The following is a 26262-nucleotide window of genomic DNA, read 5'->3' on the forward strand; positions in this document are numbered from 1 at the left end:
CGGCAGTGATGGTAGCGCCGAGCACGCTGGTAATCGTGCCGTCGAGCAGGTTGGTTACAGTACCGGCGGACGTTAATGTCCCGGCAGTAATGGTAGCGCCGAGCACGCTGGTAATCGTGCCGTCGAGCAGGTTGGTTACAGTACCGGCGGACGTTAATGTCCCGGCAGTAATGGTAGCGCCGAGCACGCTGGTAATCGTGCCGTCGAGCAGGTTGGTTACAGTACCGGCGGACGTTAATGTCCCGGCAGTAATGGTAGCGCCGAGCACGCTGGTAATCGTGCCGTCGAGAATGACGGTAGTCAGATTTCCGCTGGAATCGGTGGTCAGGGGACGGTCGATCAGTGTAGAAGGGTCCCGCCCAAAGATCAGCGTTCTCAGATTGTCCGGGTTCGCCTGAAACGAACTGAAGTTTGGCAAAAGGATTCATCCTCTCTTAATAGAATAGGCAGAACAGCCTGCTCAAAGTAAAAATCCCAAACCGTCGTCTGGGGGCATGATCCATATGCAGCAATAGCCTGTACGGCATAATAAGACCATTCGAATGGTGTGATATTACTATATGGGGCAGCCTTGAGAATGATTGGGCAGCAAAATCAAAAATACGCTAATTTTCAAACAACCTGTCTAACAAAGCTGCATACTATAATAATATCCCATTAATTACTATTAATAGTATATTGTGTCCTGCTGATCCTATTTCTCTCGAAAAATACTTTCTATAAAATAGGAGGAATTGTAATCATATGCCAAATGATGCTATATTCAACCAGAGTACACAGCCGCTGTATACCGAGCAGGTCAATACTTATCTGGCACCCGGTATAGACACATTGCCCGAGGCCGGAGCAGCCCAGTCGGGCTTGCTGTTTGCCGTTCCATTTACTTCAACCGTAACTGCTTCAGCGCCGCTTGTGCTGCAAATCTCCAATCCGGCGGGCAGTGGACGGACGGTTTATATCTCCCGGGTTACTGCGAGTTCGGCAGCTGCCGGGGTGACGCTGGCCTTGCTGAGGAATGCGACGGTCAGCGGATCAACAGTGACACCGGTCAACTTCAATTTCAGCAGCTCTGTAACCAGTGTCATGACTGCCCGTTCCTCAACGGCAGCTCCAACCGGGAGCCCGGGAACTCTGATGTCTCTTTTGCTGAGCACAGGACCGGTAATTATTAATTTAAATGGAAGGATTATTGTTCCGCCGGGAAATTCGTTAACGCTCAGCTTAACTGTTGCTTCAGGAAGTATAGCGGGTACGGGCGGGATCAGCTGGTGGGAATACTGACAAGGGGGATGAGGGAGAAGTGCCTAATCAATATGTGTTCAACGACAACGATCAGCCGGTCTATGTGGAAATCACCAATACTTTTCAGGCTCCCGTAATTGCCGCACCGCCCGAGATGAATGCCTCCCAGCAAACCGTTTTATTCTCGGCTGCTGCATCCAACTCAGCGGTATCTATACTCGGTACTACTGTCAACATTTCGGTCCGCATCAATAATACTGCAGGCAGCGGCAGGACCTTGTATGTATCCCGCATGAGCAGCAGCATCGGCGGCACCGCCCTGTTAACCAATATCACCGGAACTTTTACGATTGTAAAAGGCGGCACCCTAACCAGCCCTTCCAGCATAACTCCGGTAAATAACAATCTGGCAAGCCCGGCAGTCAGTGTGATGACGGTACAATCATCCGCATCAGCGATTAGCGGGGGGACGATTCTCTATAATTATCAGCTGGAGCCGGGCATGTTCGCTCAGGACTTCACCGGCAGCCTCATTGTTCCTCCGGGCAATGCCCTCAGCATCAATGCGAGCTGTACGACTACTGTCGCCGGAACGATTGTGTCCGCAGTGAATGTGGCCTGGTGGGAAAGCTAGAAGCTTGTGCTGCGTCTGTATTGCCATGAACCTTGACGAGATTGCCGTTTATGCAAGCTGAACTTAGGAACTGCCTGCACAAATCCGGCTCCGCCCCAGTGAAGGACATGGGGGGATTTCAGCGTCTGGTGCGGGAGAGCTTTAACATCTATAAGCAGATTGAGACACCCGCCTTGATCGTTCAGGGCCGGAGGGATCATCTGGTGAGAGCCAAAAGCGCAGCCCTATCTGGAACGCCCCATCCCTTCGGAATGCAAACAGGTATGATTAGTGGAGCGAAGCGGCCATATGCTGTGCCATTGCAGCGAGAGCGGGCAGCTGATGAATGAGGTGCTGCAGTTTATGGGCAGCTCCGGCACTGCCCCAATAAACAGCTGAGGCAGGTACAGCTTACATTTTTGACAAAACCTCCTCCACGCTTGCCGTGAAGGAGGTTTTGTCAAATTTAAGAAAGTATGGGTTTCCCGCTATCGTATCAGCTTGTATAAGCAGCACATGCCATATTCCGTTGACATCCCGTTGCAGGTATGATATTTTCTAGTTAGGGAAACCGGTTTCCTTGAATTGATTTTCTACAGCTTTTTTGTTCTGAAGGTTGACTCCCGCGGAATTAATTCCGGTTCCAGCAGCAATCCCTGCCCCCGTTCGTTTCTGTCAATGATCCGTTCCATTAACAGCTGTCCGGCGGATACGCCCAGATGAAAGGTATCCAGATTAAGCGAGGTTAGCGGCGGTGTGGTATAGCGGGACAAGGGATACTCATCAAAGGTTGCAATTCCAAGCTCTGCCGGCACTTGAACCCCGAGCTCCTTTGCGGCCTGCAGCACCCCAAAAGCAGTGAAATTGCTCATGCAGATCATGGAATCCGGGGGCGCTTCGCCCAGCAGCAGCTCTTTTGCCGCCCGGCAGCCTTCTGCTTCTTCTGCTTCACCGTGTATAATCCGTTCCTTGAGGAGCGGCAGTCCAGCCTGCTGAAGCACCTGCCGGCAGCCATTCAGACGCCGGATGAAAAGGGGATCGCCCTCTTGTCCGCCAATAAAAGCAACCGCGGAATAGCCTTCCTCCAGCAGATGCCGGGTGAGCATTCGGCCGCCGGCTTCGTTATCGAAATCGACCCAGCACCCGGCAGCGGCAACTTCTCCCAGCGAAATATACGGGAACTGGAGACGGTTAAGCTCCATGCACAGCTCCTCTGTCAGCACTGAGGTGTTGGCGATAAGGCCATCCACTCTTTTGCTCATTACCAGCCTATGCAGGAAATGTCCTTCCGGATAATTATGCTGGACATTGGCGATGGTCAACTCATATTTCAGGGAGCCGATGATGCTCTCAATCCCGCCGATAATGCTGTAGAAGAACTGGTTCAGGAATTCACTTGATTTGGACATATCGATTAACAGCCCGATGTTGCTGCTGCTCTGCCGGGCTAAGCCAGTTGCGATGCTGCTGGGTGTGTAATTCATCCGCTTCATAATTTCTCTGACTCTGAGCTTGGTTTCTTGTGAAATTTTCGGTGAATCATTCAGCACCTTGGATACAGTGGATTTGGCTACACCCGCTGCGGCGGCAATATCCGTAATCGTAACCTTCATAGTTTCACCTCACGGTCCTGACGGTATTTTAAAAGATTAAAAGATAGACTTATCATACAATAAAAGGAGCTTGTACAATATGCCATCCCGCTGGTTTCTGTATCATACTGTTGAAGATCCCTTTGCTTATCCTGTTGGCCCCGGCACCTTGAAGCTGCGTCTTTTTGTGCAAAATGGCCAGCAGCTGTCCTGCACCGTGATTCATTCCGACCGCTACGATTCACCGGGAAGTGAGATTCCGCTTCCGATGGAGCGGATTGGCTCTGCCGGAGGTTACGAAATCCATGAGGCTGTCCTCCAGACCGCAACCGGCAAATGCAGATACCTGTTTCATGCCGAGAACCCCGCCGGTGAATATCTTTGGTATGGAGAGAGAGGCCTGTCGGAGATCAGGGAGCACGCCGGCTCCTTTCAGTATGCTTACTTGCATCGTTCGGAGGCCGTCAAGCTTCCTAAGTGGACTTCGGATACGGTTGTCTATCAGATTTATCCCAGCAGCTTTAACGGAGGAACCCTGAAGGGAGTAGCGGACAAAATCCCCTATCTGCAGCAGCTGGGCATTACAGCCATATACATGACGCCGGTTTTTGAATCTCCCTCCGAGCACAAATACAACACCTCGGATTATTATAAGATCGATCCCGGGTTTGGCAGCACTGCGGACTTGAAGGCATTGGTGGATCTGGCTCACAGCCACGGAATCAAGGTTCTGCTGGATGCCGTATTCAATCATGCCGGGGATGCATTTTTTGCCTTTAAGGATGTGCTTGAGCATGGGGAGAATTCCCGTTACAAGGACTGGTTCGTGATCCGCTCGTTCCCCTTAGTGCAGAGCCCCTCTCCGAATTATGAGACCTTTGGCAAGGCGGAGGCGCATATGCCGAAGCTGAATATGGAGAACCCTGAAGTGGCCGATTATATGCTGGAGGTATCCAGGCATTGGGTACGCGAGGCGGGGATCGACGGCTGGCGCCTGGATGTGGCCAATGAGGTCACACCCCGGTTTTGGACGCGGTTCCGCCGGGAGCTGAAGGAGGAATTTCCCGAGCTGCTGCTGATCGGCGAGGTTATGCATGCCTCCGGTCCATGGCTGAGAGGCGATCAATTCGATGGCGGGATGAATTATGTGCTGCGCGATGCAGTGCTGGAGTTTTTTGCGGAGCAATCCGCAGGGCCGGTTCGCTTCTTGGAACAGGTGCTTCACCAGGAAGCGTTCTGTAATGATCAGGCCAATGCCGCCATGTTCCAGCTGCTTGGCAGCCATGACACGCTGAGGTTTTTGACGGCTTGCAGAGAAGGGGGCCGGGGCTGGAACCATGAGAACACAGCCATACAGCGGATGCGGCTGGCCGTGTTTTTTCAAATGACCTATATTGGGCTGCCGATGATTTATTACGGGGATGAAGTCGGCATGGAAGGAGCGACCGATCCGCATTGCCGGAAGCCGATGGTGTGGCAGGAGCAGCATCAGAACATGGAGCTTCATGCCTGGTATACCTTATTGATCTCACTCAGACGGCAGTATGAGGTGCTGCGGACAGGCGCTTTCCGGCTCTGGTTCACGGATGAAGCCCGCAATGTTCTGGGGTATATCCGGCGCAGCGGGCAGGACTCCATGGGGCTGGTCATCAACAATTCCCCGAACAGCTACCAGCTGGAGCCGGACAGCTTCCGTCCTGATCTCCATGAGCTGACCGATCTGCTGACCGGAGCAACTGTCCGCAGCGCTGAACGTCTTTTTGTGGATGTTGAACCCTTTGGCTGTCTAATGCTTCATTAATTGGAACTGGAGTCCGATAAAAATGCGCGGGTGCTTCTACTTCCGCTTCTTCAAGGCTCTGTATTCCCGGTTTTCCCACTGCTTCAGCAAAGGATAGGGATCGAACGCCCATTCCGTGATTCCCCGGTCGCGATAAATCCCGTAATGCAGGTGAGGCGGAAACTTGCCCTGAGTGCCGGGATTTCCATAGCCGGAGCTGCCTACCCAGCCGATCGTCTGGCCGGGAGTCACAATATCTCCACGGGAGACGGACTTTTCATATCCCGCCAGGTGGGCGTAATAATGGTAGCGGTTCTCAATATCACGGATGCCGATCCGCCAGCCGCCATAGCGGTTCCAGCCCTTGGTTTCAACGATGCCGAAGCAGGTGCTGCGGACAGTCATGCCATGGGGAGTGAACAGATCTGTCCCTTCATGGATGCGCGCTCCTCCCCAGCTCCTGCCGGTACCCCACGTGCTGCGGTAGGAATATGTCGTTCCGACTGGGAGAGGAAAAGCACTGCCCGACAAATCAAGCCGTCCGAAATGCTCGTACAGCTTGGCAAATTGCGCGACCCGCTGCGCCGCCCGGCCGTTATGGTAATATTCCCAGACCCCGATGCTGAAGTCACTGGCAGAGTCCCCGTATTTCATCAGATGTCTTGCCATACTGTAGAGCACATCGGCACCATTCTCGGGATCGGCCAAACCATCGCCTGAGCCGTCCTTTCCGAAGCCTCCAAAAAAGCTGATGGACCGCGGTGACTGGTCCTCCTGATCCGGATTGAGCGGCCCGCACCATACCGGTGCGGGGATGCTGATTCCGGTAAGGCGCGGCTTTGTCTGCACCTCGGAGCCGCTTTTCTTTTTGGCGATCGTGCGCTCATACTGGTCGATAGCGGCGAAACGAAACCACGCAATCCCGGTAGCAGCACTCATTTGATCATAAAGCTCCTTGCGGCTGGCGGAGATATTCTCCTTGCTGGAAGCAGCTTCACCGCTGACTGGAGGCAGGCTGTGACCTGCGGCGGCGGCAGGACTGCTATCGCCCCACAGTATGGCGGCGGCCGACAGGCAGAGCACTGTTTTCCGTATTGTAGCGATTCTGAATAGGGCCAGCATGTTAACAACCTCCTAGGTCCGGGCGCTTAATTTGTTTATAAATTCTCAGCGGATGGCACCCGGGCGGGTGCTTTTCTTTAGGTTGAAGCAAAGGGGCTTTTTTTATCCGTTCTTGCCCAAAGGTTCACAAAAACAGGCAATTGCCGCTTGCACATGCTATAATATGAGGCAGCAAACTTTTAAGCATAGCAAATTCATATTCAGGCGAAAGCGGGGTTCTCCACTTGACTAATCGAACAGCCAAACAACCCAAGCCAGACTGGATCAAGATCAAGTTAACAACCGGCGATAATTATCAGGAAATTAAAGGCATGATGCGTTCCAAAACCCTACATACCGTATGTGAGGAAGCGCGCTGCCCGAATATTTATGAATGCTGGGCGAACCGCACGGCGACTTTCATGATTCTCGGCGACATTTGTACCCGTGCCTGCCGGTTCTGCGCTGTCAATACAGGCCAGCCGACCGAGCTGGATCTTCTGGAGCCGGAGCGTGTGGCGGAAGCAGCGGAAGGCATGAAGCTCAAGCATTGTGTAGTGACCAGCGTGGCCCGTGATGATCTGAAGGATGGGGGCGCAAGGATTTTTGCCGAGACGGTGGCCGCAATCCGTAAGCGTCTCCCTCTGTGCAGTGTAGAGGTGCTGATACCGGATTTCCTTGGCAGCCGGGAGAGTCTGGAGATTGTAATGAACAGCCGGCCGGATATTCTGAACCATAACATCGAGACGGTGGAGCGGATGTCTGACCGCGTGCGCGCCCGGGCCAAATACCGCCGTTCCCTTGAGTTGCTGGGCAGAGCCAAGGAGATCAAGCCGGACATTCCGACCAAATCCAGCATTATGCTTGGGGTAGGCGAGGAGTGGAACGAAATTTTGCAGGCCATGGATGATTTGCGGGCGGTGGATTGTGATATATTGACAATAGGCCAATATCTGCAGCCTTCCCCCAAGCATCTGAATGTGGAGAAATATTATACACCTGAGGAATTCGCCCTGCTCAAGGAGGAGGGGCTGAAGCGCGGCTTCAGCCATGTGGAGTCCGGTCCGCTGGTGCGAAGCTCCTATCATGCGCATGAGCAGGTGAAGTCTGCCACCGCTGCGCGCGAGGAGCGTTCGGTTTCCATGTAATTATCATCATACTGAAAGGCAGGCGACAAACGCTTGATCGTTATAGGTGGAAAGGGCTACGAGCTCATGCTGGATTACAAGGACGGCTGGAACCCGGAAGCGTTTCGCGGAAGATACAGCGAAGTGCTGGACCGTTACGATTACATTATCGGTGACTGGGGCTACAGCCAATTGCGCCTGAAAGGCTTTTACCGGGATAATCACCCCAAGGTGAACCGCGATACGGCGATTTCAGGCATGGTGGATTACATCAATGAGTACTGTAATTTTGGCTGCGCCTATTTTGTGCTGCACAAGCTGAAGGAACTCCCCAAAGAAGGCACCTTCAAGGATATTCTGATCAAAGAAGTTCCGGAGCCCGTCACCGAGGAGGAACTTGAGCCGGCTTCCGTGGTGCCGGCTGCAACGTCAAAGGTGCAGCGGGAGCATGTATCCAAGTCATCCTCCAACTCGCCCCGTGAGAAGAGCTTGGGGGGCGCGTCCAAAGAGCATGGGGCAAAAGACAGGCCCGTTCGTGAGCATCAGAGCCGGAATCATCGCAGCAAAGAGAACCAGGGGAAGCGGAATAACAAGGATTCCCAAGGCAGGCCGCCGCAGAACCAACCGCAAAATCCTTCTTCCAACTAATGACCGGACGTCACAAGGCCGGCAGCAAAAAAGGTGTCTCCGAAGCCGATAGCTTCCGGGACACCTTTTTTTAAAAGATAGGTTTACACTATAAATGATCCTCCGCTTTTCCGCTGAAACGGATGCCGCCTCTTTCAAGGACGGCGAAGCCGTTTCCAATTGAAAGATCAGAATTTATAGGTTTTGGGGGAAGCGAAGCTTATCCGTTATTTCACGGTTGCGCTGTAAATGAACGAATGGATCGGGACTTCGGCCAAGCAAACTGCGCGAATGCGTTGGCCGCAGCGGGGAGGTAGAGGGGATCAAAGGCAGAAGTACCTTTAATTTCGCCCGGAGCCGGCAGGACGGTGAAATCAGCGCGAAATGATTCTTCTCCTCCCCACTGTTGGCGGGTTACCGAATGTAAAAAGGACCTGAAGGAGCTTCAGGTTTTTCTTACGTAGGATAGACGTAGGCTTTTGGAGTGGACGCTCCGCGAACGGAGCGTTGTCCGGGTCGCTGTGCTCTCCAGATTTATTTCATTCCCTTAGCGGTGAAAATCCGGAGACCCAGGCGTCCGCTGCCGCTGTTCCGCGGGTCCGTCCGCTCCGCTGTTTAAGCGGGAGGCGGTTCTGTTATCTTTATAAAACACAATAAAGAAACTTAATTTATCCTGAAATGGAACCGGCGAATCTGAACAAGCTGATGGAACGCAAGGAGGTTCATGGGGAATGGAAGCGAAGTGGAAAAAGTAACACTAATGGGCTGGAATTCTGGATTTAACAGGCTTTAGTGGGATTTTGTACACTTATTGGAGGCCATCTCCCCTCATACACCTGATTTCAGCCGGATTAGTTGTACTTTTTCCCACTAGGGATGATCCAGGAGCCGAATGCGGTGGATTAGTTATCCTTTTTACCGCTAAGATGGCTGCCCTTTGGATGAATGTTTCAAGTTTATCTTAATTGAGACTTATACCTCTACCTGCGGGTTCCATATCTGGCAGGAGGAAGCGCGATATTATGGGGGCTAACCGGGATGCGGGGGCGGGGAAATGCGTACAATGAAGTGACTTGGAATTAGGTAACTTAACTGGAGTGAAGAGCTTGAGGTAGAAGGAACAGCGGGAAAAAGTAGAGTTAATTTCAGCGTATTCCCCTACCCTGTAAGCGGGAGAAACGGATGATTTAGGTATCTTTTTCCGCTAAAGCTGGCGAACAAGGAGAATGGGGAGAGTTAAGTTCACTTTTTCCACTTGGGCCTCCCGCCGGGTTTCGGCAGGCAACTGGCAATCCTAGACCTGACAAGCAGAAACGGCTACGCCGTCCTTGTATAGGACGGCATAGCCGTTTTGTTCTAAAATGAACCTGAAGCCGCAGCATGTATGTCCATTAACCAAAGGGGATTTGTGGTATGGCTGTACTCTGTGCAACAGAAAAGCTCAGTGTTCATAAACGAATCGATTCTGCTGCATAAAGTGCAGCAGAATCCCCTCCCCGAAACCCTTCTTAAGTTAGTCGGATGGATTATTTTACAGATAATTTCAACTGGTTCAGAGTGCTGTTGTAGCTCCAGGTAAAGGCCGGGAACTTCTTCTTAAAGGCATTTAGTTCAATGTAAGTCTCATCGTCAGAAATAACCGCATCTTTGGAGGCGAGGGTAAACCCTGAAAGCGTACCGTCCCCGGCAGTTATAAGCACCTTCTTATTCTTGGAATCCCAAGTAAGTTCGCTCTCTGTAAGTGCAGCCAGCACCTTTGCTGAAGCGTAAATCTTGTCCCCTTGCTTCAAGAGGCCGACATTTCCGGCGAAAGGAACTCCGTTAATATCCAGAATATGATTATCCCCGGCAGCAGAAATACCGTTTAGCCCGGCAATCTGCAATGCGGTAATCAGCTGTGCGGTATAGCCTTGAACTGTAATGTCGGGAGTAAGTCCAATATGGTTGAAGTCTTCTTTGTTGGGGGTCAGGTACTTTTGTGTTGTAAGCTTCAGCATATCCCCGTTTGACATAGGCAGCAGGCTTTGAATCCTCGCCTTGCCGTAAGTCCGCGTGCCGACAATGGTAGCCAGCTTGTTGTCCCGCAGTGCGCCAGTCAAGGCTTCTGATGCGCTGGCTGTGTATTCGTTTGTCAAAACGACAACAGGAACGCCGATTTTACTGCCATCGGTAATGGCTATGGGTGTCAGTGTCCCGCTTTGATCAGATGTGTACATCATAATCCCCGAAGCAATGAATTTGGCGGCGATATTGTAAGCCGATTCCATATACCCGCCTGTATTGTCGCGCAGGTCCAGAACCATGGATTTCATTCCGGCTGTACGCAGCTTGTCCAATACGGCCGTGAATTCCTCGTCAGCGGTTTGTGTGAAGCCGTTGATGGAAATATAGGCAATGCTGCTTCCGACAATCTTGCCCGTAACTGAAGCCGAAGCTATCTCATTGCGGGTAACACTGTAAGTTTTATTGACACCGTTCCGGGAAATCAGCAGCGTTACTTTGGTTCCTGCCGTACCGCTCAGTTCATCGCCCTCTGTATCCTCAATGGCAACGCCATTGATTTTGAGAATGACATCCCCGCGTTTAAGGCCGGCCTGCTCTGCCGGAGATGCCGGGATCACCTCTTCGATGTAGAGCTCTTTGGAGGTGTACATAAGCTTGATGCCGATCCCGACATATTCAAGGTCAACCTGATGTTCAAATTCAGCCGCTTCTTCACTGTCAAAATACATGCTGTATGGATCATCGAGAGTGTTCACCATGCCGTCGATTGCGCCGCGGATTAACGTATCCTGGTCCACTCCTGTCAGGTTATACGTCTCCAGATAGTTCATAACCTCATTGATAAGGTCAAGCCTTGAAGCTGCTTCATTCTGAGCGGTGGTTTCTGCGGAAGCCGCCGGTGCAAACACTATGGATAATGCCAGGCATCCGCTAAGAACAGTGCCGATTATTTTACCTGTTTTCATGAGTGCATACGTCCTTTGTTATATTTTTGCATGCCAATCCGGAAGCTGCCGGCTATCCCTTTAGTTCCTCAGTACTGATTTCAAAGCTGTTGTCTATGGTCCAAGTGCCATTGTCCGCTTTAGACATAATATATATTTTGGTTTGTTTGTAGCTGTTGCCTGAAGCCGCCTCTTTAATCGTTGTTTCGGTATAAACGGCCGCTTCATCGGAAGTGAAATAATAGATATTGGAATTATCCAGCGTGTATCGCAGGTCCAGGGAATTGAACAAGCTTTGCAGGGCGGTTTTGCCGTCAGCATCAGTATCGCTATTGAAAACGGACAGCATGCTGAGCGTACCCTCCACATTCTCTGTACTTAAAAACTCATGGTATTTGCTGAGCTGATCTTTAATATTCGAAGCATCGCCTTGGGGAACATTGGCGGCAGCCGTCATTCCTTGCTCCCTTGTTAAAAGGATGGTCTGCTTCTGCAGCTGCACATCGGAAATTTTCCACTTACCGTCTGTGCGGACAAGGCTGTAGAGATATTCGTTTTTCTCGTCAGGGTAGTAGTATCCGCCTTTCCATATGGAGGTTTCCAGGGTATAGGCAGTTGCTTCATCGCCTTGGATGTTTAGAACCTTGAGCGTGTTGATGGTATCGCTGAAATCGTAAGCCTGGAAAAAGCTGTTCAGATTGGATACGGCATCTGCATTGTCACTTTCCGAACTCATGAGGGAGTAAAAGCTTATTGCTCTCTCCTCATTGCAATACTGCATCGCCAGGGCAATGACTGCCGCGATTTCAGCTTCATCGCTGGCAGAAGGCTCCGGTGTGTTGATCTCTACACTTCTGGTGTCCGCAGCCCAGACAGTTGTTCCGCCGGTTGCTTCAGCGATGAAGCGTAAAGGTATGTATGTGGTTCCGCCCGTGGATACCGGAGCGGCAGTCAGTTTCTTGACCGTCCCATTGACCGTTGCACGGGTGCTGCCGATTTTCAGGCTAATGGAGAGATCCGCGCTTGTTCCTGTTACGGTGCCTGTATTGGCGTCCCAGAGCACTTCCAGACCCAGTTCCTCGAAAATCACCCGAAAAGGCACCATTACAGAGTTGTTCTTTATATAAGGAGAACCGGCCGGAAATGAGACCTCACTTCCGTTAATATAGACTTCAATCGGTTTGTCTGCGGCAAAAGCGGGGACAGCCAGCACCAGGGCGAGCAGGCTAATGCCAAATAGGGTTAATAGTTTCTTCAACAGTCTCTCTCCTTTAAATAACAACTCTTTGTAAAATAGGTTCATTATACCATCGGAATTTTCTTGCTGTCTATTCATTCGTGTAAGCTTAAATAGAGAGAAGTATTAATATCTGCAGACGCAGCATAAAGCCGGAGACGCAGCGTCATCTCCGGCTCTACTGCTATTGGTAAAGCTGCTCTCCAGGGAGCAAGCTTAATCCATGTATATCTTGCTGATTCCTGTTAGATCAGGAAAGCTTCACGGACCCGGTTCCAGAACGGAAACGGGCGGTATCTGGCAAAGCTGATTTTTTTGTCGGATACCTGGCAGCGCACGGAGATCAGGTCATCAACGGATATGTTGTTATGGTCTACCGTCAGCAGCAGGCGCTGTTCCTTGCGTGAAAAAATATCGCAGTGGTGATGCTTGGGCAGCAGCAGAGGCGACCCCATCGTGCGGAAGACACGATTGTTGATGGAAGCAATCTCTGCAATCTGCAGGGCTTCGATGCTCGGATGCACCATTGCCCCGCCGAGGCTCTTATTATAGGCCGTGCTGCCTGACGGCGTGGACACGCACAGGCCGTCTCCACGGAACATCTCGAAGGTCACATCATTGATGTCCACCTGAATAACTACGGTTCCGTCCACGCCCTTCAGCGTGAACTCATTCAGGGCAATATGCGAGGTGGAGCCGGATTTCTTGTGGATCTCCAATTCGAGCAGCGGATATTCGACCAAGCGCGGCTTGTGCGGCTCGGAGCTGCTGTTCCCGCACATATAATCAGCCAGAGCAGGCAGCTCGTCTGCCTTCCAATCCGCATAGAATCCCAAGTGACCGGTGTGGACGCCCACAAAGGCCAGATTGGGGATCTGATCGATAAAGGTGTGAAAAGCGTGCAGCATCGTGCCGTCTCCGCCAATCGAAATGACGATTTCCGGAGATTTGGCATCCAGCTCCAGGTTCCGCTCCGCTGCCAGCTTGTGAAATTGCTCCGCAAGTTTGATGGACAGTTCGTCACCGCGGTCCAGAACATAATATCTCAAGATGTATAGGCTCCTTTGTATGATTCAGTCATACACCGATCATAATCAATCCGGACCCGGAACACAATATTCGAAGTGTTAAAATTCACGGCCGCCGTCCCGGACGCGGGATGCGGCGGAGCAGGAGCATCAGCAGGGAGAGCAGCAAGGCTGAGCCGAGCAGTATGCCAAGCCAGCTAATACCGGCGGCAAAGCCGGACAGAGGGGAAGCGAAGCCGGCAGCGGCAGGAACCGTGCTGTAGTCGACGCGGAGCCCCGAACCAACCACAGGGTTCCAGAGCAGCATTACAAGTCCTGCGGACAGGAACGCGTGCACCAGCCGGGCGGCCAAAAAGGGCAGATAGCGCAATCCGGTCCCGTTCAGGATGCTCGCTACCTGGGCGTGTACAGACAGGCCGCCCCAGGAGAGGACACAAGCGGCTGCGGCGACCTTGAATTGCAGCGGCACGGAAGCGGCAGCCGCTCCGGCTGAACGGGCGCCTAGCGTCACTTCGAAGAGGCCGCTGACGAGAGCTGAGGACAGCTCCGCAGGGAAGCCTGCCAGGGTAAGCAGCTCCCCTGTAAAGCTGAAGAGCGCGGACATGATTCCGGCGCGGTCCATCAGCTCCATCAGCACATTGAAGAATACCACCAGCCCGCCTACGACAATAATCAGCTGCAGTGAAGACTGAACTGCTCCCTTCAGCAGCTCTCCCAGGCTTCGTCCGTCCCGCCGTCTTGCTTCCGCCATTGAGCGAAGCGCCATACGGAGCCTCCCGCTGCCGCCGGTGTCTGGGGCGGCCTGAGGGGCTTCTGCGGCGGCCTGCACATGCGATCCGGAGGCTGAATCCTCCCGCCGGCCGTAAAATGACAGCATTAGTCCTACAATGAGGCCTCCGCCGTAATGGGCAAGCGCCAGGATCAGACCCAGGGAGGCGTCATGAAAGAAGCCTACCGAGACCGCGCCCAGCAGGAAGATAGGATCGGAGGAGGTGGTGAAGGCCACCAGCCGCTCCCCTTCCACACGGCTCAGCAGTTCCTGCTCCCGCAGCTTTGCGGTTAATTTGGCGCCGACTGGGTATCCTGAGACATAGCCCATAGCCGCCACAAAGCCGCCGCTGCCGGGAATATTGAAGACCGGACGCATCAGCGGATCAAGCAGGGCGCCGAACAGATGAACTACCCCGAAGCCCAGCATCATCTCGGAAATCACGAAGAAGGGGAACAGCGAGGGAAACAGCACGTCCCACCAGACGGCAAGCCCGCGAAGGGCTGCATCCAGGGAGCTTGCCGGATGCAGCAGCAGCAGCAGCATGCATCCCGCAAGGAGGGCACCCAGCAGCAGGCTGCAGTTTTTTTTCAGAATCATCATCAACGCCTCCCGGTATATGGATAGATGTATGCAAAAAAAGGGACAAACAGCACAAAAAAATTAAGAAAGCGGTTACAAATGACTGTGCTTTTTGACTGAAATTATGGTATTATAAAATTAATTAATGCACACCTTATAAGGGATGGAGTGATGGTGATGAGTGTAGTTGCCGGAGTTCTGGTTTGTGCTTTTGTATATGTTATCCGGGTCTCTCTCGTCCCTCCTGGTGATGAGGAATTTAGGACCTATTAAATACTCAAGGCGCTAAACATGGTTTAGCGCCTTTTTTCTGCGGACAGGCCCTGGAATATGATACTTAAGGCAGGATAACCGAGCTGCGCAAATTTTGGTATAATAACAATGACGTTACATTCATCATTAATTTAATGGAAGAAAGCTGGTAGCCTCCAATGAATTCAAATGACAGCATATATGACAACCTGGGAGGCGCGGAGGGACTGCACCGGCTGGTTGAGGCTTTTTATGCCAAGGTGCAGCTTCATCCGCAGCTCGGTCCCTTGTTCCCGGCAGATATTGCTCCTGTCCTGGAGAAGCAGTATCAATTCTTAAGTCAATTTTTTGGCGGACCCACGCTCTATTCACAGCAGCATGGCAATCCGATGATGAGGGCAAGACATCTGCACATCCCCATTACACCCGAGCGCGCGGAAGAATGGCTGGATTGTATGAAAGAGGCGTTGGAGGAAACGGGTGTGGAGGAGCCGCTGCGGTCATTTGTGTTAAGCCGTCTTGCGGGTCCTGCGCATCATTTTGTCAACTTGCCCAAGGAGTAACGCGTAGCTGACCGTGAAAGGATGAGGGCATTGCCGGAATTAATACCGCTTTACACTATTAAGGTGATTTGCTGCAATTGTGAAAGGGAGTTTACAACCTCAAGAGTGCGTCCCAGCCTCAAAAAAGCTATTCGGCGCGATGCCGACTTCTGCTCCTATTACAAGGATGAGAATCCGGATTATTACGTTGTGCGGGTCTGTCCGAGCTGCGGCTTCGCCTCCACCGAAAATTCGGCGGACAAGCTGGCCGACTGGCAGCGCAAATCCTTCCGCGAGCAGGTGGGGGGCCGCTGGATTGTCCGCGATTTCGGAGATAAGCGCAGCTGGGAGGTTGCGCTGGAGACCTACAAGCTTGCGTTGATCTGTGCCCAAAGCATTAAGGACAAGGACCGCATTATCGCCAGTCTTCTGCATCATATTGCCTGGATGTACCGGTATCAAGGGGATACCGCCCAGGAGCAGCGGTTCTTGCGTTATTCGCTTGACATGTATATCAAGGTCTACGAAAATGACGGCATTGGCGGAAATGATGCCCGTCTGATGTACCTGATCGGCGAGCTGAACCGCCGCATCGGCGAATTCTCAAGTGCAGTGAAATGGTTCTCGCGTCTGATCAATGACCAGAAGATCATGGATGCCGCGATGATCCGGGCTGCCCGGGAACAGTGGGCGCTTCTGCGTGAACAGATGAACGGGGGCGAACTGGGGACGGACGGCCTGCCTTCAGGTACATAAGAATCAGCCGGGTGAGACGGAAGCACGGGGGGAAAAGAACGGACCCGTTTCGTTCCGTCAACCCTGTTGCGCCAAAAACGCACCAGGAAAGTTATCCTGGTGCGTCTTTGAGACAGGTGAAACGGTCTGAACCGCCGATCAGCGGACATCGCGGTCAAACAGCAGATAGTCGGCATCCGTGTCGATTACCGTGAGGCTGGCTTTGCAGCAGGGGAAGACCAGCAGCTTTTTTTTGCCTTCATGGACGAGCCGAAGCTCCTTCGGCTTCATGGGCAGCAGAACGTTCTCCTTGTCGCAGAACGGACAGTACTGCACATACATGTCTCCCGATATGATGTCATAAGGCCAGGTGTGGCTGAACGGAATCATTGCTCGCCCTTCTCGGGCGGCAGTGGCGCTGCTTCGCTCCCTGAAGTGCTTTCGTTCTGCTTCTTGGATAATTCCGCAATCTTTTGCAGCAGGATATGTTGTGGCATATGCATCAGGTGTTCCAGGGGAACGCCGAGTTGTTTGGATAAAGCAATCGCCGTTTCCGGTGAAATTTGCAGTGGCTTCATGGCCTGCCCTCCTTGAAAAAGTAGCTCTTTTGTAATTCACTTTACCATGGCTGCAGGCCAAACACAAAGAAAACCAAATGCAGGCAATTGAAAGGGGCAAGAAGATGAAACAACCGATATCATTGACCTGGGAATTGGATTCTATATTTCCCGGCGGGTCAGCTTCACCGCAATTCGAGAATTTCTTGCGGAAGCTGGAGACAGACATCGAAGCTCTGGGCCGGCAGGTAGCAGACGCTGCTCCACCTTCAGACCTGGAGTCAACCCGCAAGCTGGATGAGGTAATCGCGCTGCTGCAGAGCTGCTCCGGCCGTCTGGTGGAGGCTGCTGAATTTGCCGGATGCCTGGGTGCCCAGAATCAGCAGGATAAGGGTGCCGTGCGGCTGTCCTCCAAGGTTACGGGTCTGAGAGCAGGCTTCAAGGGGGTAAGCTCAACATTCGACAATTTGCTGCGCCAAACTACGGATGAAGTATGGAGCCAGTGGATGGCCCGTCCGGAGATTGCCCCGCTGGAATTTGTCCTCGGCGAGAGCCGGGATTTAGCCCGCGAAAAGATGAGTCCGGAGCTGGAGAGCCTTGCCCTTACGCTGGCCGTTGACGGCTACCATGGCTGGAGCGAGCATTACGAAACGATCGTAGGTTCCATACAGATCCCTTATGAGGAGGGGGAGGAAACCAGGCTGCTGTCTGTCGGACAAGCCTTCAACAAGCTGGATGATCCGGACCCCAAGGTACGGGCAGCCATGTTCCGCAAATGGGAAGTGGCCTGGGGCGGTGCTGAGGACTACTGTGCCGACACCCTCAATCATTTGGCCGGTTTCCGCTTGAATCTGTATAATGGAAGAGGCTGGGAGGATGTGCTGAAGGAGCCGCTGGGCATCAACCGCATGTCGCATGCATCGCTGGATATGATGTGGGATGTCATTACTAAGTCCAAGCCGGCGCTGGTCTCCTACTTGAACCGCAAAGCCAAGCTGCTTGGGCTGGAATCGCTGGCCTGGGTGGATGTGGAAGCTCCTGTGGGGAAGTCATCAGGCAAGATCCCTTATGATCAGGCGGCAAATGACATTGTGGCGCAGTTCCGCAAATTCAGCCCGAAGCTGGCAGACTTCGCCGAGCGTGCGTTCGACAGCAGCTGGATTGAGGTCGAGGACCGCCCGGCCAAACGTCCCGGCGGTTTCTGCGTATCTTTTCCTGAGAGCAGGGAATCCCGTATTTTCATGACCTACAGCGGTACCCCGTCCAATGTTTCCACGCTGGCTCATGAGCTCGGACATGCCTATCACTCTTATCTGCTGGAGGATCTTCCGCTGCTCAATCAGAATTATGCCATGAATGTGGCGGAGACCGCGTCAACCTTCGCAGAGGTTATTGTGGCCGATGCCCAAGTGAAGGCAGCAGCCAGTGCTGAGGAGAAGATTGCCCTGCTGGAAGCAAAGATCCAGAACAGTGTGGCCTTCTTCATGAATATCCACGCCCGCTTTTTGTTCGAAACCCGTTTTTATGAAAAGCGCAAGCATGGCCTTGTGAATGCCGGGGAGTTGTCGGCACTCATGGTAGAAGCGCAGAAGGAAGCCTTCTGCGGGGTTCTCTCCGGATATCATCCCCATTTCTGGGCCTCCAAGCTGCATTTTTATATATCGGAGGTGCCGTTTTATAACTTCCCGTATACTGTCGGTTACATGTTCAGCACAGGATTGTACCGGCTTGCACTCCAGGAAGGCGCATCCTTCGCCGATAAATACGACAGCCTGCTGCGGGATACAGGCATCATGACCCTGGAGGATCTCGTATCGAAGCATCTGGGCGCGGACCTGACTCAGCCGGAGTTCTGGCAGGGCGCAGCAGATCTGATTATTGAGGATATTAACGAATTTTTGAGAATGACGGAGCATTCCGGCTGAAAAGTTTGTCAGAACTAAGGCGTTTCATGTTTTGGCAAGCAAGAGCAGAGGCTTGACAAGCTGTATTAACGCGCAAAGACCCCTGTTAAGGGGTCTTTTTGTGCTGGGATATTGTCGAAATAAGACGATTGTAAGAGAGTAATATACAATAAAATAACGAAATGTGCGCATTTATAGGGATAAACACCCATTTATGTTGAATAATGTTGAACGCTATTACTGGGTGGCCTATAATGAGTCTAAAGCCTTATATAAGGGCTGCCAGGCAGCACATGCTTACGAAGCGAGTTCTGTAGGAAGGCTATTCAGGGAAGCCAGCTCACAAAACATTTAGGGGGAGACACATGCTGAGAACAGAACAACTATCACTCGCAAGACAGATTGATTTGGTGTTTAAGGAACTGCAGGAGGAATTGTCAGGATTGTCTTCCGGCACGGTGTTTGTACAAATCAGAAATAACGTTATTGGAAAGTTCGGAATCCGCCATAATCCGCTGGCCGGACGGAGCGGGACCTTTGCGGCAGAGCAGGAAGGGTTAACCTTGGAACAGCAATCCTCCTTCCGGCTTATGGCTCTGGAGAGCCTGAAATACAAGCGCCGCTGGACTCACGGTGAAATCAGCTATGAATTTGCATTGCGTCAGGGAATGGTGGTGGTCGATGCCACACTGGAATCCAATTATAATATGGCCAACCTGATGATCCGCTACCCCCGAAATGTCCAAGCCGACAACGATAAATTCTACGGCTGAGCTATTATACATAGGAAACCGCATATGCAAAAGCCCCCCTGCGCCAGAGGCGAAGGAGGGCTGTAAATCTGGTCCGCTTCAGGCGTCTAGCCTGGCGGGATACTTATGATAAGGCTGTTACTACGAACGACCGGACAGTTGTTGCTCTGCCAGTTGCACCAGACGTTTGGTGATGTATCCTCCCAAAGAACCGGTTTCGCGGGAAGTGTAGTTCCCATAATAACCGTCAGCTGGGATGGTTACTCCAAGCTCCTGTGCTGCTTCATATTTCAACTGCTGCAGCGCTGCAGTCGCTTGAGGAACGACCAGGTTATTGGAACGGCTACCACGACCTTGTTGACCTGCTTGACCCATGTTTGTTCACCTCCTTCGCCCGTTGTGAAGATAGTATGAGCGCTGGGAGAGGAATTCATGCACGGTTTCGGAAGGTTTTAAGGATGGTAATTATATGAAATTTAGAGCTCGGGATAGATCACTTCAAGATTGCTTGAAATCTCAAGGGTTTGGCCGGGCTTAAGCGTAATTAAGCCGGTAAAGGAAGCCTCTTTATCAAGATTGGGCGCATCCGGCAGCCAGGTATAGGGCTCGATGCACAGGAACTGGTCTGCCGTACCTTTAGTATATATCACCCAGTGCCGAAAGAATTCCTTGTCAGCGGTATAGCGCAGGCCGTAGCCGTCATCCCGGGTCAGGACAGCCTCTGCAGGCTGCTGATCTCCAATGCGCAGCACGGTATCCAGATTCGCTCCTTCCAGGCCAAAGCCCTGCTTCAGGGCTTCAAGCCCGTTAAGCGGAAGAAGATTGCCGCTTGTCAGCAGCTCATCATTCAATTCATAGACATTTTCGACGGGCAGCTGAAGCTTCCAGCGGCCAGGCTCGCCATCAATCAGGAACCAGGTATGATAGCCGATTCCAAAAGGAATTTGCCTGTCTCCCAGATGCGTGACCCTCAAGGTTTGCTTGAGACGGGCATCCTGCAAGCGGAAGGTCATCTCAAGCTTCAGTGGAGCCGGAAGCTGCTCCATCCAGCGGGGATCATCCACAGTGTTGAATTCAGTGGTCACCGCGCAGCCTTCCTCATCCTCTTCAATATCGCTGACACACCAGGCTTGCGTTCTGTGCAGGCCATGAATGTGGCTGCCTCCTGGTGAATTTGGTTCGAACTGATAGCTTATGCCGTCGAACTGGAATTGCCCCCGGCCGATTCGCCCAGGCGGAATAAGGAGCGGCATGCCGAAATGATAAGGCTTTTGCAGATAATAGGATAGCTCGCTCTCCTCGGGCCTGCGCAGAATTTCACGGCTTTCCTTACGGTCCCACAATGAAATAACGTTGTTACCCAGCCGCGGCAAAAGCGTGACTTCCAGCTCGCGGCTATGCAAAATATATGTATCATAACCGCCCCACTGCCCTTTGGTCACCTGTTTCATGAGATGTATGCTCCTTTGATAAATCTGTAATCGGATAGACACGGATACCCTTATCATACCAGATTTATATGCCTGTGGTTAAGTCATTTGACAACTTCTCCGCTTCGCACTATGATGAATGCATTCAGAAAGATGACAATGCGATGACAGGAACAAGTAGGCGGGAGAAGCACCTTCAGAAAGCCGGTGGTTGATGCGAACCGGCGGGGCACTCCAGGCTGAATGGACCCTTGAGCGCCGCGCTCGAACAGGCAGAAAGGCCTAAGTAGACCGGCCGGCTCTTCCCCGTTAACGGAAGTCAAGGCTGCCCTGGCACAGATCTCTCCAACAAGAGTCTGCAGGCGGCGAATAAGGGTGGCACCACGGTCTCACGTCCCTTGCGGATGTGGGGCTTTTTTGCGTACCGAGGCAAATGAAAATATGGAATCGGAGGGAATATCATGACTAAAAAAGTATTGTCGGGCATTCAGCCGAGCGGTTCACTGACTCTGGGAAATTACATCGGAGCGATCAAAAATTTCGTCAAACTGCAGGAGGAGCATGAATGCTACTTTATGGTGGTGGATCTGCATGCCATCACGGTCTCCCAGGACCCTGCCGCACTTCGCGAAAATTCAGAATCTGTGGCGGCGTTGTATCTTGCCGCTGGGATTGACCCGGCAGTCTCCAACGTCTATATGCAGTCCCATGTACAGCAGCATGCGGAGCTGGGCTGGATTATGACTACGCTCACAGCGATGGGCGAGCTGGAACGGATGACACAGTTCAAGGATAAGTCCTCCGGCAAGGATTCTGTAGGTGCAGGCTTATTCGTATATCCTTCATTGATGGCTGCCGATATTCTGATTTACAATGCCGATCTCGTGCCGGTTGGAGAAGACCAGAAGCAGCACCTGGAGCTGACACGCGATTTGGCGGGCCGCTTCAACCGCCGCTTTGGCGAATTCTTCACCGTACCGGAGCCATATATTCCCGAAGTAGGCGCACGTATTATGGCTCTGGATGACGGAACCAAGAAGATGAGCAAAAGCAATCCGAACCCGGGCAGCTATATCGCCCTGCTCGATCCGCCGGATGTCATCCGCAAAAAAATCAGCCGCGCTACGACAGATTCGGGGCGTGAGGTTGTCTTTGATCCGGCGAACAAGCCGGAGATCAGCAACCTGATGAGCATCTATGCCGAATGTTCGGGAATGACCCTGCAGCAGATTGCCGACCGGTATGAGGGCCAAATGTACGGCGGTTTCAAAAAGGATCTGGGCGAGGTTCTGGTAGCCACCCTTGAGCCTCTCCAGCAGAAATACCGGGAGATCCGCAGCTCCGGCGCCCTGAGCGGCATTCTTGCCGAAGGAGCGGAGCGCGCGCGCGGAGCTGCCGCCCTGACACTGGCGGGCGTCAAAGAACGGATGGGTTTCCTGCCGCTGCGCTAGGAAGGCTGCTGTGCTCTGGCTTCAGCCTTGCGTCTCAGCCTGGCCTTGAGGATGAAGCCCCAGCCAATGTTCAAAATGCATAAAATTCCCAGCAGCAGCGCCAGCCAGATGTTATAGCTGATGGAAATGGATGCTGCGGTGAGGATCAGGATGGAAGAGCATGCGAACCAGAGGGACAGACCTTTACCCATAACGAGCCAGCCTTCTTTCATTTGTAGGATTTGAAGTAACAGCAAGCCACTTGGATGCATCCCGCTGCGCTTTTCCGCACAGCGGGATTTTTATATTTCCGGACCTGGGTGAAAACGCTTTATGGTGATTGTGCCCTATGTGCTGCCAGGCGTCAAGAGGTGAATGGTGCAGGACAAGCCGGTCCCCGCACCGTGCGGGCCTGGCAAGAGCTGCTTCCCCGGTGAAAAAAAGGCGTCCGCAGAAACGGACGCCTTGCCTGCTGAGGCTACAGCTTCATGGAACCCGGATCAATGGCGAACCGCTCATCCAGTTTTTCATTGCTGAGCCAGCCCACATAGGTGTTTAGCGGATGGTACTCATTGTCCATGACCAGCACCGCAACGAACGGGAATTGCTTGCGGTGTAAATAACGCACATCTCCCCAGCGTACAATATAACCAGAGGGTACTTCCTCGACCTCGGCTACCGCATAGGATGTGAAGTACAGAAAGGCCTGAATATCGGGATGGCTTTTGGAATGCTCAACTGCGGGGTGGGCGGAGCACACCGCATGCTTGAACCATTCAAGCCTTCCGCTGTTCAGCAGCCCGATAATATAGCTGCCGTCCGGCTTGGCCTTGACCACATTCCAGCGTGTTGGCGAAATGGTTGGAATCACAAAATAACGTTCGCCGGCGTTATGATGGATGTCTTTGTCCTTAAGATTCCTTGTCAGCCGCGCATGGACCAGTGTCCGCCAGATATAATAAAGCGCGATGCTGGCATACAGCGTAATAAATAAAGGGGCCGGAGGAACGATTCCGCTGATCCAGAGTATTATGGCCGCCGCATGGCTGCCAAATATAAACGGATCAAAGATATGGATAATGTTCCAGGCGATCCACTTCTCCGTGAAAGGACGCGCGGCCTGGGTTCCATAGGTATTGAACAGGTCGCTGAATATATGAACCGCCACCCCGACGAAGCTCCACAGCGCAATATGGCTCAAGGAATCAAGATCAGTGAATCCGAAGGCCGGGCCTATAACCAGTGTAATCAAAGCGGGCCACAGCAGTAAAAACGGCAGTGAATGAGTAATTCCCCGGTGGTTGCGGATATACAGCGCATTATCCTTCAGGCGAAGCGCGGTATCGGCATCCGGCGCTTGAGAGGCCAGTACGGCGGCGATCATGACTGCCCCGGCCAATGTCGGCTGGGAAGCAACTGCGGGATCGACGAAGGACAGTCCGGCGAGTCCCAGGCCCATAACGAAATGTGTAGCGGTATCCATTGGTCAGATCTCCTTTGTACGGAAGTTCTCTATTAATATCTACCCAATTTGACGTCCAGTTATTTAGGGGGGATAAAATAAATAATGTCACGTAATTGTCAAATTGATGAACATCTTGGTCGATGATTGTCAAACTCTTTCATGGTTTGTTATGATAAAGTTAACAGCAAAGTGATTTATATTCTCAACTTGGAGCGTTGATTCCAAAGAATCCGCTCCTGCGGAACGCAGAAGTCCCTTAGAAGGAGGAACACCCGACGTGGACAATCAATTGAGATATCAAGCTTCTTCCGATTCCGCAGCCGTGTCTGCCAAATCGCCCAAGGAAGGTGCCAGCTGGCGCGATTTCATTGCGGTGACGAAGCCCGGCATTATCCGCTCCAATCTTATTGCCGCATTTGCGGGTTACTGGGTCGCCTCGGGCTGGGATGTGCAGTATGGCCGGCTTATTCTGACCTTGCTTGGCACTATGCTGGTCATGGCCTCGGCCTGTGTATTCAATAACTATTTTGACCGCGATCTGGATATGAAAATGGAAAGAACACGCGAGCGCGGTCTGCCGACGGGAAGACTGAAGCCAAATACCGTGCTGGTCTATGCCACAGGGCTTGGCATCGCCGGTCTGGCGGTGCTGTTTGCCTTTTGCGGTGTGCTTGCCGGAATATTCGGCATCGTCGGCATGTTTGTTTATGTAGTAGTTTACACCCTTTGGCTCAAAAGAACATCTACATGGAGTACATCAGTGGGCGCGATTTCCGGGGCAATGCCTCCGGTAATCGGTTATGTAGCCGTTACCGGCACCGTGGATCTGGGGGCGTGGCTGCTGTTCGCCATGCTGTTTCTGTGGCAGCCGCCGCATTTCTGGGCGCTTGGCATCCGGCGCAAGGAAGAATACAGAGCGGCCGGATTTCCTTTGCTGCCGGTAGTCAAGGGCACGCGGCGCACGAAGCTCCAGATGATTCCCTATGTGGCGCTGCTGCTGCCGATCCCGGTGCTGATGTATGTATACGACTATGCCGGAATCTTTTACCTTGTCATCTCTGCGGGGTTGTCGCTGGCCTGGCTGTATCTCACTCTGAAGGGCTTCAGGGCGAAGGATGACGATGCCTGGGCGAAGCAGAACTTCTTTTTCTCCATTAATTATCTGACGGTCAGCATGATTGTGCTTGTGCTGAACACGATCCACGGCTAAGGGGGAATATGTCCTGTGCAGACCTTGAAACGCTACAAATGGACCTGGCTGCTGCTGCTGCTGGCCTTGGGCATGGCCGTTTACCTGGCAGCCAATTCTTTGAGCTCCGGCAGTCACAAGCTGCCGGTACTCGGGGAGGTGCAGGACTTCTCGCTTGAAAATGTGGACGGCCGGCAAATTGCGCTGGCGGATACGGAAGGGAAGCCGAGGCTGGTCTATTTCTTCTTCACGGAATGTCCGGATGTGTGTCCCATCACTACCTATATGCTGTCGCAGACACAGGACTTGCTGATCAGGGACGGCAGCTTCGGCAAGGATGTGGAGTTTGTATCCATCTCCTTTGATCCCGGGAATGACACCCGCGAAGCGATCAAGACGTTCGCTGACCGCTTTCACGCCGATTACAACGGCTGGTATTTCCTTCGCGGCGACCAGGAGCAGGTGCGCACACTGGCTGCCGATTCCTTCAAGGTGCTGATTTATGGAAACAACAAGGATAACTTTGCCCATGCGAATCTGATCGGTCTGGTGGACCGGGATAACCGGCTCCGGGGATTGTATGATGCGGGGGACACGGAGAATGTGACGCCGGAATTTTTGGCGGGCAGCCTAAAAAAACTGGTCCGGGAATAACAGAACATAGACAGGACAAACGCCTTATTCAGTTTCTTGCGTGTGATGCGTGAAACGAACAAGGCGTTTTTGTGTTCAGGCGGCTGGTTAGCCAAGTACAAGAGGCATTTTGTAAATTAAGGAATTATATAGATTGAACTTGTAATTTTTCTATTTAGGACTGGTCGTAATTCCAGAGAATGCTTGGACTTCCCGCCGCTGCCCGTCTGCAGATTTCTTGATGTATACCACTGTTCGCGGTGAAAATCCGCAGACAAAGGCAGACGCTCCGCTCCTGCAGTCTCCAAATTTTCTTCCGCCGCTTTTTCGCCAGCCGTAATTAGTGGTAAAAAGGACCCCTAAGGTAGCGCATGCGGATCCTGGATCATCCCTAGTGGGAAAAAGTACAACTGATTCGCCTGAAATCAGGTGTATGGGGGGAGATGGCCTCCAATAAGTGTACAAAATCCCACTAAATCCTGTTAAATCCAGAATTCCAGCCCATTAGTGTTACTTTTTCCACTTCGCTTTAGTTCTCTATGAACCTCCTTGCGTCCCATCAGCTAGTTCAGGTTCTCCGGTTCATTTCATATAGTGGAAAAAAGGCAACCTGATTCTCGGTTTTTTTGGCCGAATGAGGGAGTATACAATTCAATTACCATTTAGCCGCAACAAAATTTGTCCTGCGTCATAGGCTGGGATAACAGGCCCTTATGAGATTGAGTGC

24 protein-coding genes and 1 pseudogene are annotated in these 26262 nt (G+C 52.3%); 12 read left to right on the forward strand and 13 right to left on the reverse strand.

From position 1 onward, the window contains the following. Nucleotides 1-418: pseudogene (locus tag HYD27_RS05895) on the reverse strand (DUF6385 domain-containing protein); the annotation flags it as partial. A gap of 326 nt (nt 419-744) precedes the next feature. Here HYD27_RS05895 and HYD27_RS05900 point away from each other — a divergent pair. Beyond that, nucleotides 745-1281 carry a hypothetical protein gene (locus tag HYD27_RS05900; protein ID WP_219212542.1) on the forward strand — a complete coding sequence of 179 codons (537 nt, stop codon included), beginning with the start codon at nt 745-747 and terminating at the stop codon, nt 1279-1281. Between the two features lie 19 nt (nt 1282-1300). Then, the gene (locus tag HYD27_RS05905; protein ID WP_219212544.1) at nt 1301-1876 is read left to right on the forward strand and encodes a hypothetical protein; all 576 of its coding nucleotides are present in this window, start codon (nt 1301-1303) and stop codon (nt 1874-1876) included. Between the two features lie 572 nt (nt 1877-2448). On the opposite strand, the gene HYD27_RS05910 is transcribed toward HYD27_RS05905, so the two are convergent. Continuing rightward, a complete protein-coding gene (locus HYD27_RS05910) occupies nt 2449-3468 on the reverse strand; it encodes a LacI family DNA-binding transcriptional regulator (RefSeq protein WP_219212546.1) in 1020 nt (339 codons plus the stop codon). Nucleotides 3469-3547: 79 nt separating this feature from the next. On the opposite strand from HYD27_RS05910, the gene HYD27_RS05915 reads away from it, so the two are divergent. After that, nucleotides 3548-5248, forward strand: a complete 1701-nt coding sequence (locus HYD27_RS05915; protein WP_219212549.1) for an alpha amylase N-terminal ig-like domain-containing protein — start codon at nt 3548-3550, stop codon at nt 5246-5248. Between the two features lie 36 nt (nt 5249-5284). Here HYD27_RS05915 and HYD27_RS05920 read toward each other — a convergent pair whose 3' ends face one another. Beyond that, a complete protein-coding gene (locus HYD27_RS05920) occupies nt 5285-6349 on the reverse strand; it encodes a M23 family metallopeptidase (RefSeq protein ID WP_219212551.1) in 1065 nt (354 codons plus the stop codon). 224 nt (nt 6350-6573) lie between these two features. Here HYD27_RS05920 and lipA point away from each other — a divergent pair, with 224 nt between their 5' ends. Then, nucleotides 6574-7476, forward strand: a complete 903-nt coding sequence (lipA, locus tag HYD27_RS05925; protein ID WP_219212553.1) for a lipoyl synthase — start codon at nt 6574-6576, stop codon at nt 7474-7476. A 33-nt stretch (nt 7477-7509) separates the two neighbouring features. After that, nucleotides 7510-8103: a YutD family protein gene (locus HYD27_RS05930; protein WP_219212555.1), complete on the forward strand. Its 594-nt coding sequence runs from the start codon at nt 7510-7512 to the stop codon at nt 8101-8103. Between the two features lie 1505 nt (nt 8104-9608). Here the strand turns inward: HYD27_RS05930 and HYD27_RS05935 are convergent. The 4 genes from HYD27_RS05935 to ylbJ form a co-directional block, all read right to left on the reverse strand. Then, complete coding sequence (locus HYD27_RS05935) at nt 9609-11051, reverse strand: S41 family peptidase (protein ID WP_219212556.1); 1443 nt, start codon at nt 11049-11051, stop codon at nt 9609-9611. Nucleotides 11052-11103: 52 nt separating this feature from the next. Beyond that, entirely contained in the window at nt 11104-12288 is a 1185-nt protein-coding gene (locus tag HYD27_RS05940; RefSeq protein ID WP_219212558.1) for a stalk domain-containing protein, read from the reverse strand. A 224-nt stretch (nt 12289-12512) separates the two neighbouring features. After that, entirely contained in the window at nt 12513-13316 is an 804-nt protein-coding gene (locus HYD27_RS05945; RefSeq protein ID WP_219212560.1) for an NAD kinase, read from the reverse strand. 85 nt (nt 13317-13401) lie between these two features. Next, a complete protein-coding gene (gene ylbJ, locus HYD27_RS05950; protein ID WP_219212563.1) occupies nt 13402-14664 on the reverse strand; it encodes a sporulation integral membrane protein YlbJ in 1263 nt (420 codons plus the stop codon). 413 nt (nt 14665-15077) lie between these two features. On the opposite strand from ylbJ, the gene HYD27_RS05955 reads away from it, so the two are divergent. Together HYD27_RS05955 and HYD27_RS05960 are read left to right on the forward strand one after the other, a co-directional pair. Continuing rightward, nucleotides 15078-15461 (forward strand): globin domain-containing protein, encoded by a 384-nt coding sequence (locus HYD27_RS05955; protein ID WP_219212565.1) that lies wholly within the window; start codon nt 15078-15080, stop codon nt 15459-15461. Nucleotides 15462-15482: 21 nt separating this feature from the next. Continuing rightward, nucleotides 15483-16196, forward strand: coding sequence for a DUF2225 domain-containing protein (locus HYD27_RS05960; protein ID WP_219212567.1), 714 nt, complete (start codon nt 15483-15485; stop codon nt 16194-16196). 138 nt (nt 16197-16334) lie between these two features. On the opposite strand, the gene HYD27_RS05965 is transcribed toward HYD27_RS05960, so the two are convergent. Together HYD27_RS05965 and HYD27_RS05970 are read right to left on the reverse strand one after the other, a co-directional pair. After that, a complete protein-coding gene (locus tag HYD27_RS05965) occupies nt 16335-16565 on the reverse strand; it encodes a hypothetical protein (protein WP_219212568.1) in 231 nt (76 codons plus the stop codon). Next, the gene (locus HYD27_RS05970) at nt 16562-16753 is read right to left on the reverse strand and encodes a YycC family protein (RefSeq protein WP_219212570.1); all 192 of its coding nucleotides are present in this window, start codon (nt 16751-16753) and stop codon (nt 16562-16564) included. Before HYD27_RS05970 ends, HYD27_RS05965 begins: the two co-directional genes overlap by 4 nt. Before the next feature lie 104 nt (nt 16754-16857). On the opposite strand from HYD27_RS05970, the gene HYD27_RS05975 reads away from it, so the two are divergent. Together HYD27_RS05975 and HYD27_RS05980 are read left to right on the forward strand one after the other, a co-directional pair. Continuing rightward, the gene (locus tag HYD27_RS05975; protein ID WP_219212572.1) at nt 16858-18657 is read left to right on the forward strand and encodes a M3 family oligoendopeptidase; all 1800 of its coding nucleotides are present in this window, start codon (nt 16858-16860) and stop codon (nt 18655-18657) included. Nucleotides 18658-19001: 344 nt separating this feature from the next. Further along, entirely contained in the window at nt 19002-19409 is a 408-nt protein-coding gene (locus tag HYD27_RS05980) for an O-methyltransferase (protein ID WP_219212574.1), read from the forward strand. 120 nt (nt 19410-19529) lie between these two features. Here the strand turns inward: HYD27_RS05980 and HYD27_RS05985 are convergent, their stop codons facing one another. Both HYD27_RS05985 and HYD27_RS05990 read right to left on the reverse strand, forming a co-directional pair. Continuing rightward, the gene (locus HYD27_RS05985) at nt 19530-19763 is read right to left on the reverse strand and encodes an alpha/beta-type small acid-soluble spore protein (protein ID WP_074110156.1); all 234 of its coding nucleotides are present in this window, start codon (nt 19761-19763) and stop codon (nt 19530-19532) included. Nucleotides 19764-19864: 101 nt separating this feature from the next. Next, a complete protein-coding gene (locus HYD27_RS05990; RefSeq protein WP_219212576.1) occupies nt 19865-20839 on the reverse strand; it encodes an aldose 1-epimerase in 975 nt (324 codons plus the stop codon). Nucleotides 20840-21279: 440 nt separating this feature from the next. Between HYD27_RS05990 and trpS the strand changes: the two genes are divergently transcribed. Continuing rightward, a complete protein-coding gene (trpS, locus tag HYD27_RS05995; protein WP_219212578.1) occupies nt 21280-22269 on the forward strand; it encodes a tryptophan--tRNA ligase in 990 nt (329 codons plus the stop codon). On the opposite strand, the gene HYD27_RS06000 is transcribed toward trpS, so the two are convergent. Next, nucleotides 22266-22460 carry a hypothetical protein gene (locus HYD27_RS06000; protein ID WP_219212580.1) on the reverse strand — a complete coding sequence of 65 codons (195 nt, stop codon included), beginning with the start codon at nt 22458-22460 and terminating at the stop codon, nt 22266-22268. The genes trpS and HYD27_RS06000 overlap by 4 nt on opposite strands. Before the next feature lie 266 nt (nt 22461-22726). Next, on the reverse strand, nt 22727-23731 hold the full coding sequence (locus HYD27_RS06005; RefSeq protein ID WP_219212581.1) for a metal-dependent hydrolase: 1005 nt from the start codon (nt 23729-23731) through the stop codon (nt 22727-22729). A gap of 259 nt (nt 23732-23990) precedes the next feature. Here HYD27_RS06005 and cyoE point away from each other — a divergent pair, with 259 nt between their 5' ends. Together cyoE and HYD27_RS06015 are read left to right on the forward strand one after the other, a co-directional pair. Beyond that, nucleotides 23991-24923, forward strand: coding sequence for a heme o synthase (cyoE, locus tag HYD27_RS06010; RefSeq protein ID WP_219212583.1), 933 nt, complete (start codon nt 23991-23993; stop codon nt 24921-24923). 15 nt (nt 24924-24938) lie between these two features. Beyond that, entirely contained in the window at nt 24939-25556 is a 618-nt protein-coding gene (locus HYD27_RS06015; protein WP_219212585.1) for an SCO family protein, read from the forward strand. Nucleotides 25557-26262 lie beyond the last annotated feature (706 nt).

Origin of the sequence: Paenibacillus sp. S150, from assembly GCF_019352175.1 — a bacterium.
Taxonomy (GTDB): domain Bacteria; phylum Bacillota; class Bacilli; order Paenibacillales; family Paenibacillaceae; genus Paenibacillus_AQ.